Here is an 18434-nt window from a genome sequence, read left to right as displayed (position 1 = left end):
TTCGGGTTGCTCGAAAGGTACTCTTGGGACTGTTCGAGCAACGAAAGTGGTGGGCGGTACAAGGATCGAACTTGTGACCCCTACCATGTCAAGGTAGTGCTCTACCGCTGAGCTAACCGCCCAAGAGCCGCGCATTGTAGCCGAGCGTCCGGGGCACCACAAGCGGTTTCAGTGCAGCGCTTCCTGCTTGATGCGGGCGATCTCGTCGCGCAGCCGCGCGGCGGACTCGAACTCCAGGTCCTGGGCGTGCTGGTACATCTGCGCTTCCAGCTTCTTCAGCTGCGCGGCGACCTGCGCGGCGCTCATCGCGGCGTAATCCGGACGGTCCTCCGCCACCTTGCGCAATGCCTCGCGGCCACGGCCGCGCTTGCGCCCGGAGTCGCCGTGCGCGCCCTCCATGACGTCGGCGATGCGGCGTTCGATGGTCTTCGGCGTGATGCCGTGTTCGGCGTTGTAGGCGATCTGCTTCTCGCGGCGACGCGCGGTCTCCTCCATCGCCGCCTGCATCGAACGGGTGACCTCGTCGGCGTACAGGATCGCCTTGCCGCGCACGTTGCGGGCCGCGCGGCCGATGGTCTGGATCAGCGAACCGGTGGAACGCAGAAAGCCCTCCTTGTCGGCATCCAGAATCGCTACCAGCGACACCTCGGGCATATCCAGACCCTCGCGCAGCAGGTTGATGCCGACCAGCACGTCGAACTCGCCCAGGCGCAGATCGCGGATGATCTCGCTTCGCTCGATAGTGTCGATATCCGAATGCAGGTAGCGCACGCGCACGTCGTGCTCGGCCAGGTATTCGGTCAGGTTCTCGGCCATGCGCTTGGTCAGCGTGGTGATGAGCACGCGGTCGCCGTCGGCCACGCGCTTGCGGATTTCGCCCAGCACGTCGTCGACCTGCGAGCGTACCGGCCGCACCTCGACTTCGGGATCGATCAGGCCGGTCGGACGCACCACCAGCTCGACCACGTTGCCGTCGTCATGCGCCGCCTCGTAGCGGCTCGGCGTGGCGGAGACGAAGATGCGCCGCGGCGCGCGCTCCTCCCACTCCTCGAAGCGCAGCGGGCGGTTGTCCAGCGCCGAGGGCAGACGGAAGCCGAACTCGACCAGGGTCTCCTTGCGCGAACGATCGCCCTTGTACATGGCGCCGATCTGCGGAATGGTCACGTGCGATTCGTCCAGCACCAGCAACGCGTCCGGCGGCAGGTAGTCGAACAGCGTCGGCGGCGGCTCGCCCGGCCCGCGCCGGGTCAGATGTCGCGAGTAGTTCTCGATGCCCTGGCAGTAGCCGACCTCGGCCATCATCTCGATGTCGAAGCGGGTGCGCTGATCCAGGCGCTGCGCCTCCACCAGCTTGTTGGCCTTGTACAACACCTCGAGGCGCTCCTTGAGCTCCTCCTTGATGGTGTCGATGGCGTTGAGCACGCTTTCGCGGGTGCTGGCGTAGTGCGTCTTCGGATACACCGTGTAGCGCGGCACCTTGCGTTGCACTTCGCCCGTGAGCGGATCGAACAGGGCCAGATTCTCGACCTCGCCGTCGAACAGCTCGATGCGCAGCGCCTCGGTGTCCGACTCGGCCGGGAACACGTCGATGATCTCCCCGCGCACGCGATAGGTGCCGCGACGCAGTTCGGTCTCGTTGCGGCTGTACTGCAGCTCGGTCAACTGGCGCAGCAGCTTGCGCTGATCGATGTGCTCGCCGACCGACAGAATCAGGCGCAGGCTCAGGTAGTCCTCGGGGTCGCCCAGGCCGTAGATGGCCGACACCGTGGCCACGATCAGCGCGTCCGGACGCGACAGCAGCGACTTGGTCGCGGCCAGACGCATCTGCTCGATGTGATCGTTGATCGAGGCATCCTTCTCGATGAAGGTGTCCGACGCCGCCACGTAGGCCTCGGGCTGATAGTAGTCGTAGTAGCTGACGAAGTACTCCACCGCATTGTGCGGGAAGAACTCCTTGAACTCGCCGTACAGCTGCGCGGCCAGCGTCTTGTTCGGCGCCATCACCAGCGTCGGCTTCTGCACCTGCTCGATGACGTTGGCGATGGTGAAGGTCTTGCCCGAACCGGTCACGCCCAGCAGCGTCTGCGCGGCCAGGCCGGCCTCGAAGTTCGCCACCAGCTTGTCGATGGCCTGCGGCTGATCGCCGGATGGCTTGTAGGGCGACACCAGTTGGAAACGTTCGCTCATGCCTACGGACCTGCGTCAAAGGACTTCAAGTATACGGACCCCGCCCACGCGCCTGTGCGTCGCCACCCACGCATGCCCTGCCTCGGAACCGATACCGGCATGAGCGCGATGGTCTCAGCATGAAGGGCGGTTCGCAGGGAACGCAGACATGCACGCAATTCGACGCCGCACGGGCGGGTTCACGCTGGTCGAACAGATCATCGCGCTGGCCATCGCCGCCGTACTGATCGGTGCGGCCGTCCCATCAATGTCAGGGCTGTTGCAGCGCAATCAAGCCCGCATCGCCGCCGATGCGCTGACCCGCGCACTGCACGCGACGCGCCTGCTGGCCATCGAGCGCGATCGGCACGCGCTGTTCTGCGCCAGCGACGACGGCCGTCGCTGCAGCGGGAGCCATGCCTGGCAGCACGGCTGGCTGATCGCGCTCGACCAGGACGGCGATGGCCAACCGGATGGCACCCCGCTGCGCGTGCAGCCCGCGCTGCACGGCCTGCGCATCGTCGGCAGCCGCCATCGCACCCGCATCCGCTTCCATGCCGACGGCAGCGCGCCCGGCAGCAATCTCACGCTGCGAATCTGCCCGGACAAGGGTAGCGCCACGTCCGTGACCGCCATCGTGGTGTCGAACGCCGGACGCATCCGCGTGCAACGCAGTCCGGCCACGCGCTGCAAGGTCTGAGTGCCGCCGCGTCGGCAACTCCACGCGAATCGTTCGTCTTTTCCACGAGCGAGAAGCCGGGGCGGGCACGAATTCTGCCGACTGTGCAGCGTACTGCGGTGGCGCGAACCGGCGCGCCGCGCGCAGCACCGGATCGCGCAAAAGACGAAGGCCCTGCGCGATGCGCAGGGCCTTCGATTGATCTGGCGCCCGAACTTGGACTCGAACCAAGGACCCCCAGATTAACAGTCTAGTGCTCTAACCAGCTGAGCTATTCGGGCAGCGAGCTGCGTATTTTTGCTGCCGAGCGCCGATCTGTCAAGCCGGCGCTGCATTTTCTCCGTGCGCGACGCGGTAGCACGGCTCGTAAGCCGTGCCGCCAGGCAGTTTCATGCGCTGCTGGTCGACGAACGCCTTCAGCAGCGTGTCCAGCGCGCGCATGATCTCCGGGTCGCCGTCGATGCGGAACGGGCCGTGCAGCTCGATCGCACGCATGCCCTCTTCCTTGACGTTGCCGGCCACGATGCCCGAGAACGCACGCCGCAGGTCGGCGGCCAGCTCGTGCTGCGCGCGGTCGCGGCGGATGCGCAATCCGGCCATCGCCTCGTGCGTCGGCGCGAACGGCTGCTGGAACGCATACGGAATGTGCAACGACCAGTTGAAGAAGAACGCATCCTTGGTGTCCAGACGATAATTGCGCACCTTCTCCAGGCCGCGCACCATGCTGCGCGCGACCGCCGCCGGATCGCCGATGATGATCTCGTAACGCTCGGCCACGGCATCGCCCAGCGCCAGACGCAGGAAACGGTCGATCTGCTCGAAGTAGGCGGCCGAACTGGCCGGCCCGCTGAAGATCAGCGGGAACGGGATTTCGCGGTTCTGCGGATGCAGCAGAATGCCCAACAGATACAGAATCTCCTCGGCCGTGCCCACGCCGCCCGGGAACACGATGATGCCGTGCCCCATGCGTACGAAGGCCTCCAGGCGCTTCTCGATGTCCGGCATGATCACCAGGTGATTGACGATCGGATTCGGCGACTCGGCCGCGATGATGCCCGGCTCGGTGATGCCGATGTAGCGGTTCTTGCGCCGGCGCTGTTTGGCGTGGGCGATCGTGGCGCCCTTCATCGGCCCCTTCATCGCGCCGGGGCCGCAACCGGTGCAGATGTCCAGCAAGCGAAGGCCGAGCTGGTAGCCGACTGCCTTGGTGTAGTCGTATTCGTGGCGCGAGATCGAATGTCCGCCCCAGCACACGACCAGATTCGGATCGATGTGCGTGCGCAGGATGCGCGCGTTGCGCAGGATCTCGAAGGCGATCTGGGTCAGGCCCTCCGAGCCGGCCTCGGTGAACTCGCGCGGCGCGATCTGCGTGGCGACGTAGACAATGTCACGCACCACCGCCACCAGCAGTTCGTTGATGCCGCGGATGATCTGGCCGTCGACGAAGGCCTGCGCCGGCGCGTTCTTCAGCTCGATCTTGATGCCGCGTTCCTGCTGCAACACTTCGATGTCGAAATCCGGGTACTGCTCCAGCATGCCGCGCGGGTCGTCGCTGAGGCTGCCGGAAGTCAGCACGGCCAGTGCGCAGCGGCGCAGCAGCGCATGCAGACCGGAACTGCTGGCATCGCGCAGACGCGCGACTTCATTGCGGGAAAGGATGTCGAGGCCGCCGGCGGGCGAGATGCGCGCGCTGACGGTTCCGGAGCCGGGCTGGCCGGCGTACGAGTCGTTCACGTGTAGGGTGCTCCTTTGACGCCTGCAGCGCAGTCGAAGACGGTACCGACGGCAGCCGTGACGTCCCGCAAGCTTTGCGGGCGAATCCGCATAGGTCAAGCCTCGGTTGCATTCTCGACGACTGCGCCCGGGCAAAAAAAAGCCGGCGCCCTCGCGGACGCCGGCCGATGGACTGCGAACAGACCGATTAGAACGTGTACTTCAGCGTCAGCATGGCCGACCAGCGCGAAACCACGCGAGTCGGGTTGCCGCCGGCGTCGTAGGTCTCTTCCTGCTGCGGCTGGTAGTTGCCGTTCTTGTCGGTGGGCAGGTAGTAGACGTACTGGCCCTGCGCATTCAGGCCGTCGTAGCCAGCCAGCGTGCGCGTGTCGTAGCCACCCACGTAACGAACGTCGCCCCACTTCTTGTTGAGCATGTTCAGGAAGTTGTAGACGTCGAGGCGGATGATGCCCTTGTTGCCCTTGAACAGGCCCGGAATCTCCTGCTGGACGCTCAGGTTCATCGTGTTCACCCAGGAATTGCGGGCTTCGTTTATGCCGGCAATCTGACCGCGGTGACCCGCCAGATACGGATCGCTGTCGATGAAGTTCTGGAACTGCTGCACCACCTTGGCGCTGGCCGAACCGTAGCTCACCTTGGCGTCGTTCAGGGTCGGGATGTAGATCGGATCCTCGTAGGTCACGCCGTCACCGTTGACGTCACCCGAGAAGATCCAGGTGTACGGCAGACCGCTGTGGCCCGTGTAGAAGGCCGACACCATGGTGTTGTAGTTGCCGAAGAAGGCATGACGCCAGGTCGCGCCCAGCTTCACGCTCACCGGGATACTGCGCTCGGCGGTGCTGGCGATCTCCTGGTTCGGGTTCACGCGCGCCCAGTACTTGTAGCCCGAGGATGCCTGCGAGCTGCCCGCCGGATTCACTTCGGTGGCATGGGTGTAGGTGAACGCGGCGCTGGCCGACCAGTCGTCGGCGAACGGCTTGGACAACGCCAAGGTCAGGCTGTCGGTCTTGCCCTTGCTGGTGTTGCTGAGCTCGGTCGACAGGCTGTAGAACGCCGGATCGGCATTGGCGTAACGACTACCCGAACCCGTGGTCGGATTGGACCAGAACTGCTGGCGGCCGTCCGGCAGGGTGCCGGTCGGGGCACCGATGTTCAGGGCACGGTAGAAGATCGCGTTGTTGGCCTGGGTGTGCTGATACTCGATCGATCCGATCAGCCCCATCCACGGCAGCTCGCGATCCAGAGCCAGGCTGGCCTTCCACACGGTCGGCAGCTTGAAGTCGGACGAGATCGTGTCGACGTCCATCTGCGAGGCGCTCGGGCCACCGGCCGGAATGTTCTGGTTGAACGCATCCGGGCTGAACGCAGCCTGGGTCGGGTCGTACACCGTGTAGGTCGAGACCGTCATGCCGTTGTTCTGGTACGGATTGGTCAGCCACACCGCCGGCGGGAAGGTTTGGAACAAACCGAAGCCGCCGCGCAGCTGCGTCATGCGCTCGGTGTCGAAGGTGTAGTTGAACGAGAAGCGCGGCTCGATGACCTTGTTCTTCCAACCCAGCGTGTTGTTGTTCGGGTAACCGAAGGTCTGCTCGAACTGCGCGTTGTAGATCGGCTTCTTGTTGGCCTTCGGGATGTCCACGCGGACGCCGTACTGGATCGACAGGTTGTCGTTGACCTGCCAGGTGTCCTGCAGGAACGGGCTGTACTGGGTGTACGTCCACTCCGCGGCGACGTCGTTGAGCGTGTAGCCCGCGGCCGGCTGGTACAGGTTGTACGAGTAGTAGTTGCCCGCCTGGAAGTCGGCGATGCTGCTGAACACGTACGCGCCGAACTCGGTGCGACCGAACAGGTTGTAGATCTTGTTGCGCTCGGCGTAGATACCACCCTTGATCGTGTGATCGCCGGCGTAGTACGTACCCGCCCAGAACAGCGTGGTCTTCTTGGTGTCGATCTTGTTGTAGTGACGGTACTGCTCTTCGCCCAGGTACACGCTCGGCGAAGTGTAGCGGCCGTCCACGTAGACCTGCACCTGCGGCGCCTGATACGGCACCTGGGTGTCCTGCGTGTAGTGCTGGTAGCCGATCTTGGTCTCGGTGGAGAAGTTGTCCGACCAATCGTCGAAGAACTGCAGCGAGACGTTGTCGGTCTTGATGGCCTTCGTGTACATGTAGGTACTCAGGCCGATCGAGTTCGACGAGTTGCCGAGGATCTGCGGCAGCGTTTCCTTGGTCTTGTTGAACGACAGGCTCACGCGATGATTGTCGGTGACGTTCCAGTCGATCTTGCCCAGGTAGCGCTTGTCTTCCAGGGTCACGGCGCTGGCGCCGCCGAAGGTGCCCGGCTGCAGGCCCACGCTCTTGGCCGCGTCGATGACCTTCTGCACGTCGCCCGGCGACAGCTTGTTGGAAGTGGACGGGCCGTTACCCAGGCTGTAGTCCAGACCGTTGGCCGAATCGGCACCGATGCCGGTGACCTTCTGCTTCTCGGCGGACAGGAAGAAGAACAGCTTGTCCTTGATGATCGGACCGCCGATCGTGAAACCGGTCGTCGTGTTCTTCTTAAAGCCGTTGTACTTGTAGCCCGGGTTGCTGGAATCCAGCCAGCCCGCGTCACCGACCATCTTGTCGGCGTTCTGGTAGACGTAGTAGACCGAACCGTGGAACTCGTTCGTGCCCGACTTGGTCACCGCGTTGATGTCGGCGCCGACGGTGTCGGAGGCCACGTCGTAGTTCGACGTCGAGATGTTGTACTCGGCGATGGTGTCCTGCGAGATCGGCGAGTTCTGGTACGGCAGGCCGTTCGCGTTCAGGCCGAACGGGTCGCCCACGCCGACGCCATCGACCTGAATGTTGTTGAAGCGGTTCGGCAGGCCCATGGCCGAGATCGAGCCGTCGCCCTGATCGGTCACGTTGATGCGCGGATCCAGACGAGCGACGTCGTCGATCGAGCGGTTGGCGGCCGGGTTGGCTTCCAGTTCACGCTGCGAGACGTTGGTCGACAGACCCTTGTTGTCCGGGTTGAAGACCTGGGTGAGCGCCGAGTCGGTCACGGTGACCGTGCCCAGCTGCTGCGCGTTCGCCGTGCCGGCGCCCAGCGTCAGATTGACCGCGGAGACCTGACCCAGCTGCAGGTAGATGTTGTCCTTTTCACCCTGCGACAGACCGGACTTGGTGACGGTGATGTCGAACGGACCGCCGACGCGCAGGCCCTGCGCGGTGTAACGGCCGTCGGCATTGGTGGTGACGACCTTGGTGGTGCCCGACGGCTCGTGCACGATCTGCACGGTGGCGTTGGCGACAGGCTGACCCTGCGCATCGACCACACGACCGCTGACGCCGGCCGAAGTAACGTTCTGGGCCATCGCCGGCGCTGCCGCCAGCAGCGTCGCGATCGCCAGAGGCAACGCACGCGCTCGAATGTTTCTCATCATTGTGATTTCCCCACTCGCAACAAGAAGCTGGACTCGAAAGATAAACACCAGGACAGCGGCTGCGACGGCATCCGCCAGCATCAGCTTGCATCTGTCCCCTAATGGCACCCGCACGGCGCCTACCAACCGCGCTGGTTAATGGTAGTTTAACACCAACGCGATGACATTTTTATGTCGCTCTGTCATCGGATCCGACCGCCATCCATGCGGCGCTTTGACGCTCAGTTCTTGCCCAGATAGCGCGCGCGCTTGGCCGGCTTCAGATGCGCGAGATCGAGCATGACCAGGCCGTCCACGCATCCGGAAAAACCAGGATCTTCGCCGAAATCCAGGAACTGGACGCCCTCGGGTTCGACCAGATCGACGTACTGGCGGTACAGCACCGGCATGGTCACGCCGAGCGCATCGAGATGATGTCGCAGGCGTCCCAGACCGATGCTCGGCTCCAGACCGTCCAGCTCGCGCCGCACGCCGTCGACGATCTCCGGCGAGATCACGAACGGCCGCCGCGCGCTGGCCAGACCGGCGCGACCGAAATAATGCTGATGCGCGGCCACGATCCATTCGCGCGCTTCGCGCGGCAGACTGACCGACATGCTGACCGGGCCGAACAGGAAGCGCAGCTCCGGATGTTTTTGCAGATACAGACCGATGCCGCGCCACAACTGATCCAGCGCGCGCGAGCGCCAGTAGGCCGGCGCAATGAAGCTGCGGCCGAGTTCCAGGCCCTGTGCCAGGTGCGTCTCGCTGCGTTCGGTGTAATCGAACAGGCTGGCGCTGTACAAACCCGCCAGACCGCGCTCGGCGAGAATGCGGCCGCCGTGACCGAAACGGTAGGCGCCGACGACCTTGGATTCCTGGGGGTCCCAGAGCACCAGATGCTCGTACCAGGCGTCGTACTGATCCAGATCGCAGCGCAGGCCCGTGCCCTCGCCGACGCGGCGGAACGTCAGTTCACGCAGACGACCGATCTCGCGCAGCACCGTGCTGTTCTCGCTGCCGGGCAGCAGCCAGGCCTGCTTGCCGTCGGCCAGATCGGCCAGCAACTCGCCTTGGGCGGCCAGCTCCGCGGCTACGGCCTCGGCCGGCTCGGCATGCGCCAGCGGCGCCTGACCGCCGAAAATCAGTCCGCGCCCGCGCGCCAGTCGGTAGACATGGCGGCGCATCAGTCGAGCCGCCGTTTCCGGATGGTCCTCGCTGCGCTGTTTCAACTCGTCGGCGCCGATCAGCGCGCCGATGCCGAGACCGATGCGACGCAGCCGGCGGTTTACCGCCTCGCGCGGCAGCATCGCAGTCGCCAGCGGCTTGGCCAGCATGGACATGCCGTAGAAAGCGGCCGAATTGCGCGCTGCGATATGCACCGGAAGCACCGACGCACCGCTGCGCTTGGCCATGCGTGCGAAGCCGCCGGACCAGGCGCCGTCGCGAACGCCGGCCGGCCCCATGCGCGAGACTTCGCCGGCGGGAAAGACGATCAGCGCCTGCCCCTCGTCGAGCGCGCGATAAATGCCGCGCAGCCGCGAAGCCGCGCCCTTGCCGAACACGTCCACCGGCAGCAGCAGCGGTCGCAGCCCGGGCATCATGCCGAGAATGTCGTTGCCGAGAATGCGCACGTCCTTGCGCACCGAGCCGACCGTCTTCAACAGGGCCAGTGCGTCGATCATGCCGAGCGGATGGTTGGCGACGATCAGCAACGCGCCTTCGGACGGCACGTGTTCGAGTTCGCGCGGCGTCACGTGACAGGTCACGCCGAGATTGCGCAAGCCCTGCTCGACGAAGTCGAACCCTTCCAGGCCTTCCAGCGAACGCAGGGTGCGATTGAAATCCTCTTCGGCCGCCAGACGACCCAGTAGCCCCGCAACCGGCTTGCGGATGCGCGGATGGTTCGCCAGCCAGGGCAGGCGCGACTTCAGAGTTTCTTCGACGCTGAGCATGACCGTACCTCCCAATCTGCGCAGCTACTGTGGCAATGCCATGTTACAGAAGCTCTACAGCATGCGGGACCGATGATGACAGTCCCGAACGTCTTCCATACGCCACAGTATGCACGAACGCGCGGACCCCGATCCAGCCCCCTCCGCGGCCGCCCGTCAGAACCCGGCCGCCTTGAAATACGCCGCCACGCCGGCCAGGAACATCTGCACCGAAAGGGCGATCAGCAGCATGCCCATGAGCCGCTCCAGCGCGGTCAGCACGCTCTCGCCGAGCCAGCGGAACAGGTAGGTGGCGCTGAGCAGGATGACCGAGGTCGCCAGCCAGGCCAGAAACAGCGCGATGCCCCACTCCATCAGCCGTCCCGGCTGGTTGTTGGCCAGCAGCAGCAGCGCGGCCATCGCCGAGGGACCGGCCACGCCGGGAATCGCCATCGGCACGATGAACGGCTCGCCCTCGCCCGGCTTGCCGAAGATGCCGCCGTCGGCCGGCGGAAACACCATGCGGATGCCGATCAGGAACAGCACGATGCCGCCGCCGATGCTGACCGATTCCTGCTTCAGCTGCAGCAGACTGAGGATGTACTGCCCGCCGACCAGGAACGCCGCCAGCACCGCCAGCGCGATCAGCAACTCGCGAATCACCACCCAGCGCCGGCGCTGCGGCGGCACGTGCTTGAGCAGGCTCAGGAAGAACGGGATGTTGCCCAGCGGATCCATGATCAGGAACAACAGGAGTCCGGCGGACAGCGGGGTCATGTGGGCTTCCATCGACGTTTCCGCAGGTAGTGGGCAATCGACATGCCGTGAGTGGCGCTGGACGCCGTGGAAGAATACGCCAGTCGGACGCGCGGATCAGGCGACGTCGGACGCGCGCTCGGCATCCTGCGGACGCAGATCGATAATCGCGCCCCGCGCCGCCGCGCCCTGTGCGGACAGCAGATGCACCACCGCCTGCGCCGTGGCCTCCGGCGTCGGATGTTTCATGGTGTCTTCGCCGAACCACGCCATGCGCCGCAGCGACGTGCGCATCGGCCCCGGCAGCAGCACATGCACGCGCAGCGTCGAATCGTCGGTTTCGTCATGCAGAATCGACGCCATGCGTTCGACCGCGGCCTTGCTGACGCCGTAGGCGCCCCAGTGCGCGCGGCCCATGCGCTGCGGATCGTCGGTGACGAAGATCACTGCGCTGTCCTCGGCCGCCTGCATCAGCGGCATGCAGGATTGGGTCAGCGCGAACGGCGCGGACACGTTGACCTGCAGCACTTTCAGCCATTCGTCAGGCTTGTGCATCGCCATCGGCGTCAGGCCCTCGAACATCACCGCGCAGTGCACCAGGCCATCGAGTCGACCGAGTTCACGCTGCAGCGCGGCGACGATCTCGTCGAAGTCGTTGGGCGTGGCCGTTTCCAGGTTCATCGGCGCGATCGCCGGCTGCGCGCCGCCGGCCTCGACCAGCGCGTCGTAGAGTTTTTCCAGTTCACGCTTGCGCTTGCCGATCAGCACCGGCGTCGCGCCGGCCGCGGATACCGCATGCGCCACCGCGCTGCCGAGTCCGCCCGTGGCGCCGGTGACGACGATCACGCGGCCTTCGAGCGGCCGCTCGCCGAGTGGCGGATGCGCCGAGAGGCGGCGCATCGGCATCATGCCGGGTCTCCCTGCACCGCAGCGGCCTGCTGCAGATCGACCACCATGCGCTCGAGCTGTCCCGAAGCTTTCAGGTCCTCGACGATGTCGCAGCCGCCGATCAGCTCGCCCTGGATGTAGAGCTGCGGAAACGTCGGCCAGTTACCGAAATGCGGCAGGCTGGCGCGCACCGACGGATCCTCCAGCACGTTGACCGCGTGGAACCGCGCACCGACGCTGTTCAGCGCATCGACGGCGCGGCTGGAGAAGCCGCACATCGGAAACGTGGGCGTGCCCTTCATGAACAGCACGATGGGCTGTTCGTCGACGAGGGTCTTGATGCGATCGAGAACGTCCATAGATTGATTAGTCTTACAATGATCGACGGGCGCATCGCGCCAAAGCCGTCATTGTATCGCGGCCGGGCACCGCCTGCGCGGCCCGCCGCAACGCCGCATCGACCCATTCAAGCCCAACAGGAGTAGCCAGCATGGCGATCGAGCTTCCCGCGCTTCCCTTCGACAAAAACGCCCTTGAGCCGCACATCTCGGCCGAGACCCTGGACTTCCACTACGGCAAGCATCATCAGGCCTACGTCACCAAGCTGAATGGCATGATCGAAGGCTCCGAGTTCGCCGACATGAGCCTGGAAGACATCATCAAGAAGTCCTCCGGCGGCATGTTCAACAACGCCGCCCAGGTCTGGAACCACACCTTCTACTGGCATTCGCTGAGCCCGAACGGCGGCGGCGACCCGTCCGGCAAGCTGGCCGACGCGCTGACCAAGACGTTCGGTTCGGTGGAGAAGTTCCGCGAGGAATTCAGCACCGCCGCGGCCGGCAACTTCGGCTCGGGCTGGACCTGGCTGGTGCAGCGTCCGGACGGTTCGCTGGCCATCGTCAACACGTCCAACGCGGCCACGCCGATCACCGGCGACGACAAGCCGCTGCTGACCATCGACGTGTGGGAACACGCCTACTACATCGACTACCGCAACGCCCGCCCGAAGTACGTCGAGGCGTTCTGGAACCTGGTCAACTGGGACTTCGCCGCCAGCAACATGGCCTGATCCCGGCGCGGTTCCAGCGCATGAAAAAACCGGCCCTCGCGGCCGGTTTTTTCATGTCCGCACAGGGCGCAACAAGCGACTCAGGACACCGGAAGGTCGAGCAGCGGCGAGGCCTGCTCGACGCGATCCAGCGCCTGCGCCAACGCCTCCACGCGGGTGCGCAGCGTGGCGAAGTCGGCCGCGCAGACCGTGGCGTGCCCGACCTTGCGCCCGGGCCGCGAAGACTTGCCGTAGTCGTGCCAGTGCACGTCGCCCACGGCCAGTGCGGGCGCCACCGGCGGCATCGCGCCGATCCAGTTGAACATGACGCTGCAGCCGCGCGCCGAGGTATCGCCCAGCGGCAGTCCCAGCACCGCGCGCACGTGATTCTGGAACTGGCTGGTGACGGCGCCATCGTAGGTCCAGTGACCGGAATTGTGCACGCGCGGCGCCATCTCGTTGCCGAGCACGCGACCGTCCTTGACGAACAATTCCAGCGCGAACACGCCGACATAGTCGAGACGCTCGGCCAACGTGCGTGCGTGCGCGAAGGCGCTGTCCGCGATGGCGTCGGCGCCCGGCGCGGGCGCCAGACTCAGCGACAAGATGCCGTCGGCATGCCAGTTGCGCGTCAACGGCCAGGTCCGGAATTCGCCGTCGCGACCGCGCACGGCGATCACCGAGACCTCGTAGTCGAACGGCACGAAGGCTTCCAGGATCAGGCCGTGCTGCGCGGCCTGCTCGCCCAGCGCCGCCCAGGCCGCATCGGCGTCGACGGCATCGCGCAGCCGGAACTGGCCCTTGCCGTCGTAGCCCAGACGACGCGTCTTCAGAATCGCCGGCGCGCCGATCTCGTGCAGGGCGCGATCCAGATCCGCGCGGGTGTCGACCGCGGCGAAACGCGCGGTGTCCAGGCCGATGTCGCGGAACAGCGTCTTCTCGGCCATCCGATCCTGCGCCACCGCCAGCGCGCGCGGCCCCGGATGGACCTGCACGTGCTCGGTCAGCCACTGCGCGGTCTCGGCCGGCACGTTCTCGAAATCGAAGGTGGCGACGTCGATCGCCTCGGCGAACGGCGCCAGCGCATCGAGGTCGTTCCAGTCCGCGCGCCGGGTCGGCGCGAGTTGCGCGGCGCACGGCGTGTCCGCGGGGTCGACGATACGGAACGTCACGCCCAGCGGCGCGCCCTCCAGCACCATCATCCGTGCCAGCTGACCGCCGCCGAGAATACCCAGAACCGGTTTGCGCTCGCTCATGCTGACCTCGGATCGGGGCGATCGAGCACGTCCTGCGTCTGCGTCGCCCGGAACGCGTCCAGCGCCTCGGCCACGGCCGGATCGGTCAACGCCAGCACCGCCGCGGCCAGCAGCGCGGCGTTACCCGCGCCGGCCTTGCCGATCGCCAGCGTGCCGACCGGAATGCCGGTGGGCATCTGTGCGATCGAAAGCAGCGAATCCATGCCGTTCAGCGCCTTCGACTGCACCGGCACGCCGAACACCGGCACCCGGGTCTTGGCCGCCAGCATGCCCGGCAGGTGCGCCGCGCCGCCGGCGCCGGCGATGATCACCTGCAAGCCGCGCTCGACCGCCTGCTCGGCGTACTGGAACAACAGATCGGGCGTGCGATGCGCGGACACCACACGGGTTTCATGGGCGATGCCGAGCCGTTCCAGCAGGGCCACAGCGTGCTGCATGGTTTCCCAGTCGGATCGGGAACCCATGACCACGCCGACGCGTGGTGCGGAGGGGGTCGAAGTCATGGTCGGTCCATCCAAAAGAAGCTATTGTAATGGCATGGACAAGCACCTGCTCGATATCCTCTGCTGCCCGGTCAGCAAAACCCCCGTCCGCCCCCTGCAGACGGGCGAACTGGAACGACTGAATCAAGCCATTGCACGCGGCGAAGTCGACACCGTGGCCGGCGCGCGCGTGGAAGCGGCGCTGACGGCCGGTCTGGTGACCACCGACGGGCGCGTCGTCTATCGCATCGAAGACGACATTCCGGTCATGTTGCCCGAGGAAGGCATCGGCACCACCCAGCTGCGCGAGGGCCTCTGAACGGGTCTCGCGGCGCACCCCTGACAAGACAACGTGAACGGCCTCACGTTTTGCAATTTCCGTTGGACGACAATGTTAACCATGGGCGCGTGTGCGGCGTCCCGATGGAATCCGCCATGAACAACGTCAACGAACGCAGCCATCTCAGCAACATCGTCGATCTGGCCGAACGCAGCGGCAGCATCGCCAACGACCCGCGCAACGAGCGCGTCGGCGAGCTGCTGGCTTCCGTGCGCGGCGTCAGCACACGCCATCTGATGAGCCTGATGGGCAGCATGTTCGACAATGTCGACGATGCCCTGTTCGACCTCGCCGAGAAGGCCGAGAACAACGCCGTGCAGACGCAGTACTTCGACGGCATGCGCGACGTGCGCAAGAAGCGGCCGCTGATCGAGCGCAGCTTCATCGACATGATCACCGGCGCGTTTTCCAAGCTGGCCGGCGGCCAGCGCCACGCCCACGGCGAAACGCAGAACGAACAGCGCGCCTTCGGCGGTTCGCCGGAACTGTCACTGGTGGACGAGCGCGACCTGGAAGAATCGCTCGCGGTCACCAGCATGACCAGCAAGGCCGAGGGCCGTCTCTCGCACAGCCTGTTCGCGGTCAACCAGCGCCTGACCGTGATCTGCGGCGGCACCAAGGTCGACAACGTCGACAATCCCATCGGCCCGGCCACGCTGACCCGCTCGTTCGGCGAGGCCATGAGCGAGCTGAAGGTCGAGGTCCGCGTCAAGCTGATCGTGTTCAAGCTGTTCGAGCGCTACGTGCTGAACAACCTCGAACCGCTGTACGAGGAAATCAACCACACCCTGATCCAGGCCGGCGTGCTGCCGCAGCTTCGCACGCCCGGCGCCAAGCGATCGACGACGACGCAGCCGCGCCCGCAGCAGCGCAACGAAGCGAATGCCGCGCAGGACGTCGAGGGCGACGACAACGACAACTCGATGCTGCGCACCAAGCTGGTCGAAACGTTGCAGTCGCTGCTGGCCGAGCGTCGCCAGACCTACGGTTACGGACAACCGGCCATGGGCAACAGCGGTCCCTCGCTGAGCCCGGCGGAGTTGCTCGGCGCGCTGTCGGTGCTGCAGGGCGAAGTGGCCCGCAGCACGGTCTCGATGCCGACGCAGATTCCCATCGACACCACGCTGTCGGCGGAGGACGTGCGTCTGCTGAAGGAACAGCTGGTGCGCCAGATCAGCCATCTGCGCGGCGAGGCCAAGTCCTACGTTTCCGGCGCCGATGAGGACACCATCGACCTCATCAGCATGCTGTTCGAGTACATCCTGCAGGATCACAACCTGCCGATGGAGATGCAGGTGCTGCTGGCGCGCCTGCAGATTCCGTATCTGAAGGCGGCCATTCTCGACCGCCGGCTGTTCGCGCACGCCAATCACCCGGCGCGCCGCCTGCTCGACGAGCTGGCCGAGGCCGCCAAGAGCTGGTCGGCCGAATCCGACCGCGATCAGCGCCTGCTGGGCAAGGTCCGCAGCGTGGTGGAAACCCTGCTGTCCGACTTCGACGACGACATCGAGGTCTTCAACCGCCAGCTGGACGAATTCCGCAAGTTCCTCGACGGCAGCAACCGTCGCGCGCAACTGGCCGAACAGCGCGCCGCCGAAGCCACTCGCGGTCGCGAGAAGCTGCAGCAGGCGCGTCGCCGCGCCGCGCAGGAAATCCTCTCGCGCATCGACGGTCGCGAACTGCCGGCGCTGGTCAACGGCATCCTCACCCGCGCCTGGGCCAACTACCTGGTGCTGACGCTGCTGCGTCACGGCGAGGAATCCAAGGAATTCCGTGTCGGGTTGCGCTTCGTCGACGACTTCGTGTGGAGCGTCGGACCGATCCGCAGCGACGTCGAACGCGCGCGCCTGAACCAACTGCTGCCGCTGCTGGAAAAGTCGCTGCGTCACGGCCTGGCCACGGTCGCCTTCCAGGATGCCGACGTCGAAAACCTGATGCGGCAGCTGAACACGCTCTACAACGGACAGCTGAACCTGCGCGAGGAAGTCGCGGTCGCGCAAACGGTCAGCGAAGCCATGCCGATTCCCGACAGCATGGAAGCCATCGCCACGCCGGAAACCCTCAGCGAAACCGAGGAGACCGCGAAGCCGGCCGTGCAACCCGACAGCCCCGAAGTGCAGCGCGTGCGCGCGCTAAAGGTCGGCACCTGGGTGGAGTTCCAGGCCGATAGCGAGCGCCCGGAACGCGCCAAGCTTTCCTGGATCAGTCCGATCAGCGGCAAATACCTGTTCGTCAACCGCCGCGGTCTGAAGGTGGCCGACAAGACGCTGGATCAGTTCGCCAGCGAGCTGGCCTCCGGGCAGACCGTGGTTCTCGAGGAACTGCCGCTGTTCGACCGTGCGCTGGATGCCATCGTCGAACGTCTGCGCACGTCGCAGTCCACGCCCAACGCCGAAGCGCCGAAGCCCAACGCATGAGCTCGACCGATCGCGACTCCACGCCCGCGCTGCCTGCGGGCGACGTCATCGCGCGTGATGTCGAGCACGCCCTGAGCGAAGACCTCGGCAGCGGCGACGCCACTGCCGACCTGCTGCCCGCCGACGCCCATGCGCATGCGCAACTGCTGTGCCGCGACGAAGCCGTGATTGCCGGTCGTGCCTGGTTCGACGCCTGTTTCCACCGACTCGATCCCGACATCGCCATCGCATGGACGGTACGCGACGGCGAACGCGTCGCGCCGGACACGGTGCTGTGTCGTCTGCAGGGCAACGCACGCGCACTGGTCAGCGCCGAACGCACGGCGCTGAACTTCCTGCAGACCCTGTCCGGCACCGCCACCCGCACCGCACGCTACGTCGCCGCAGTGGCGGGCACGGGCACGCGCATCCTCGACACGCGCAAGACCCTGCCCGGCCTGCGTCTGGCACAGAAATACGCGGTGCGCTGCGGCGGTGGCCACAATCACCGCATCGGCCTCTACGACGCCATCCTGATCAAGGAAAACCACATTGCCGCAGCCGGCGGGCTGCGCGAGGCCGTGCTAGCGGCGCGCGCCCGGCATCCGCAGCTGTTGCTCGAAGTCGAGGTCGAGAACCTCGACGAACTGGAACAGGCACTCGCGGCCGGCGTCGACCGCGTCATGCTCGACGAATTCGGGCCGGACATGCTCGATCGCGCCGTCGCCCGCGCAAAGGGCAAGGTGGAACTGGAAGTCTCGGGCGGCGTCGATCTCGATTCGATCGGCGCCATCGCGCAACGCGGCGTGGACTACATTTCGGTCGGCGCGCTGACCAAGCACGTGCACGCCGTGGACCTTTCCTTCCGCGTGCACATGCGTGACGGATCGCCGCTTCCGCACTTGTGAGCGCCCCGGGGCGCACCCACAATAGCGCCATGACCTACGAATGGCTGTTCCTGCTCGCGTTGATGGCCGTGATCGGCCTGTGGCTGTCCGCCATGCGCAGCCGAGAGCTCGCGCTACGCGCCGCGCGCAGTATCTGCAAGGCGCAATCCGTGCAGCTTCTCGACGAGAGCGTCGGCCTTTCCGGCCTGCGTCTGCGCCGCGGCGAAGGCCTGCCGCAATGGATGCTCCGCTACGCCTTCGAGGTCAGCCTGAACGGCCAGGACCGCCACGCCGGCCATCTGTGGATGGTAAGCGGACGCGTGGTCGACCTGCACACCGAATGGCCCACGCCCGAAGCCTCCGCAGGCGCGGAGACGCAGGTGGTCGATCTGATGCAGCGGGTGCGCCGACTGCATTGAGCTGAGCGCGGCGCTTTTCCGCCGCGCCGCGCCGAACGCG

15 protein-coding genes and 2 tRNA genes are annotated in these 18434 nt (G+C 65.8%); 6 read left to right on the top strand and 11 right to left on the bottom strand.

Annotation, left to right across the window (positions count from 1 at the left end; all coding sequences use genetic code 11):
* Window positions 1-47: 47 nt before the first annotated feature.
* Window positions 48-122: transfer RNA gene (locus LF63_RS04345), tRNA-Val, on the bottom strand.
* Window positions 123-168: 46 nt separating this feature from the next.
* Window positions 169-2187 carry an excinuclease ABC subunit UvrB gene (gene uvrB / locus LF63_RS04340; protein WP_043099895.1) on the bottom strand — a complete coding sequence of 673 codons (2019 nt, stop codon included), beginning with the start codon at window positions 2185-2187 and terminating at the stop codon, window positions 169-171.
* Window positions 2188-2335: 148 nt separating this feature from the next.
* On the opposite strand from uvrB, the gene LF63_RS04335 reads away from it, so the two are divergent.
* Window positions 2336-2866, top strand: a complete 531-nt coding sequence (locus LF63_RS04335; RefSeq protein ID WP_052394679.1) for a GspH/FimT family pseudopilin — start codon at window positions 2336-2338, stop codon at window positions 2864-2866.
* A gap of 183 nt (window positions 2867-3049) precedes the next feature.
* Here the strand turns inward: LF63_RS04335 and LF63_RS04330 are convergent.
* The 7 genes from LF63_RS04330 to grxD form a co-directional block, all read right to left on the bottom strand.
* Window positions 3050-3126 (bottom strand) — tRNA-Asn (locus LF63_RS04330).
* A gap of 37 nt (window positions 3127-3163) precedes the next feature.
* A complete protein-coding gene (gene ppnN / locus LF63_RS04325) occupies window positions 3164-4579 on the bottom strand; it encodes a nucleotide 5'-monophosphate nucleosidase PpnN (RefSeq protein WP_043099893.1) in 1416 nt (471 codons plus the stop codon).
* Window positions 4580-4766: 187 nt separating this feature from the next.
* Complete coding sequence (locus tag LF63_RS04320; RefSeq protein WP_043099891.1) at window positions 4767-8009, bottom strand: TonB-dependent receptor; 3243 nt, start codon at window positions 8007-8009, stop codon at window positions 4767-4769.
* Window positions 8010-8230: 221 nt separating this feature from the next.
* Entirely contained in the window at window positions 8231-9943 is a 1713-nt protein-coding gene (gene olsF, locus LF63_RS04315; RefSeq protein WP_043099889.1) for a bifunctional ornithine lipid synthase OlsF, read from the bottom strand.
* Window positions 9944-10099: 156 nt separating this feature from the next.
* Window positions 10100-10699: a YhgN family NAAT transporter gene (locus tag LF63_RS04310; RefSeq protein WP_043099888.1), complete on the bottom strand. Its 600-nt coding sequence runs from the start codon at window positions 10697-10699 to the stop codon at window positions 10100-10102.
* 96 nt (window positions 10700-10795) lie between these two features.
* Entirely contained in the window at window positions 10796-11587 is a 792-nt protein-coding gene (locus LF63_RS04305) for an SDR family NAD(P)-dependent oxidoreductase (RefSeq protein WP_043099887.1), read from the bottom strand.
* Entirely contained in the window at window positions 11584-11925 is a 342-nt protein-coding gene (gene grxD, locus LF63_RS04300) for a Grx4 family monothiol glutaredoxin (protein ID WP_043099886.1), read from the bottom strand. Before grxD ends, LF63_RS04305 begins: the two co-directional genes overlap by 4 nt.
* Window positions 11926-12056: 131 nt before the next feature.
* Here grxD and LF63_RS04295 point away from each other — a divergent pair, with 131 nt between their 5' ends.
* Entirely contained in the window at window positions 12057-12635 is a 579-nt protein-coding gene (locus tag LF63_RS04295; protein WP_043099885.1) for a superoxide dismutase, read from the top strand.
* Window positions 12636-12715: 80 nt separating this feature from the next.
* Here the strand turns inward: LF63_RS04295 and LF63_RS04290 are convergent, their stop codons facing one another.
* Both LF63_RS04290 and purE read right to left on the bottom strand, forming a co-directional pair.
* Window positions 12716-13870 carry a 5-(carboxyamino)imidazole ribonucleotide synthase gene (locus LF63_RS04290; RefSeq protein ID WP_043099884.1) on the bottom strand — a complete coding sequence of 385 codons (1155 nt, stop codon included), beginning with the start codon at window positions 13868-13870 and terminating at the stop codon, window positions 12716-12718.
* Window positions 13867-14373: a 5-(carboxyamino)imidazole ribonucleotide mutase gene (gene purE, locus LF63_RS04285; RefSeq protein ID WP_043099883.1), complete on the bottom strand. Its 507-nt coding sequence runs from the start codon at window positions 14371-14373 to the stop codon at window positions 13867-13869. Before purE ends, LF63_RS04290 begins: the two co-directional genes overlap by 4 nt.
* Window positions 14374-14407: 34 nt before the next feature.
* Here purE and LF63_RS04280 point away from each other — a divergent pair, with 34 nt between their 5' ends.
* The 4 genes from LF63_RS04280 to LF63_RS04265 all read left to right on the top strand — a co-directional run bounded on the left by LF63_RS04280 (window position 14408) and on the right by LF63_RS04265 (window position 18394).
* The gene (locus LF63_RS04280) at window positions 14408-14671 is read left to right on the top strand and encodes a Trm112 family protein (RefSeq protein ID WP_043099882.1); all 264 of its coding nucleotides are present in this window, start codon (window positions 14408-14410) and stop codon (window positions 14669-14671) included.
* A gap of 116 nt (window positions 14672-14787) precedes the next feature.
* Window positions 14788-17109: a DUF1631 domain-containing protein gene (locus tag LF63_RS04275; RefSeq protein ID WP_043099881.1), complete on the top strand. Its 2322-nt coding sequence runs from the start codon at window positions 14788-14790 to the stop codon at window positions 17107-17109.
* The gene (nadC, locus tag LF63_RS04270; protein ID WP_043099880.1) at window positions 17106-17996 is read left to right on the top strand and encodes a carboxylating nicotinate-nucleotide diphosphorylase; all 891 of its coding nucleotides are present in this window, start codon (window positions 17106-17108) and stop codon (window positions 17994-17996) included. The genes LF63_RS04275 and nadC overlap by 4 nt, the downstream gene beginning before the upstream one ends.
* Before the next feature lie 29 nt (window positions 17997-18025).
* Window positions 18026-18394 carry a DUF3301 domain-containing protein gene (locus LF63_RS04265; RefSeq protein ID WP_052394678.1) on the top strand — a complete coding sequence of 123 codons (369 nt, stop codon included), beginning with the start codon at window positions 18026-18028 and terminating at the stop codon, window positions 18392-18394.
* Window positions 18395-18434: the final 40 nt, after the last annotated feature.

The organism is Oleiagrimonas soli (assembly GCF_000761445.1).
In the GTDB taxonomy this organism is placed as follows: domain Bacteria; phylum Pseudomonadota; class Gammaproteobacteria; order Xanthomonadales; family Rhodanobacteraceae; genus Oleiagrimonas; species Oleiagrimonas soli.
The sequence above is the reverse complement of the archived record's forward strand: the minus strand, read 5'-3'. Positions and strand labels throughout refer to the sequence as shown.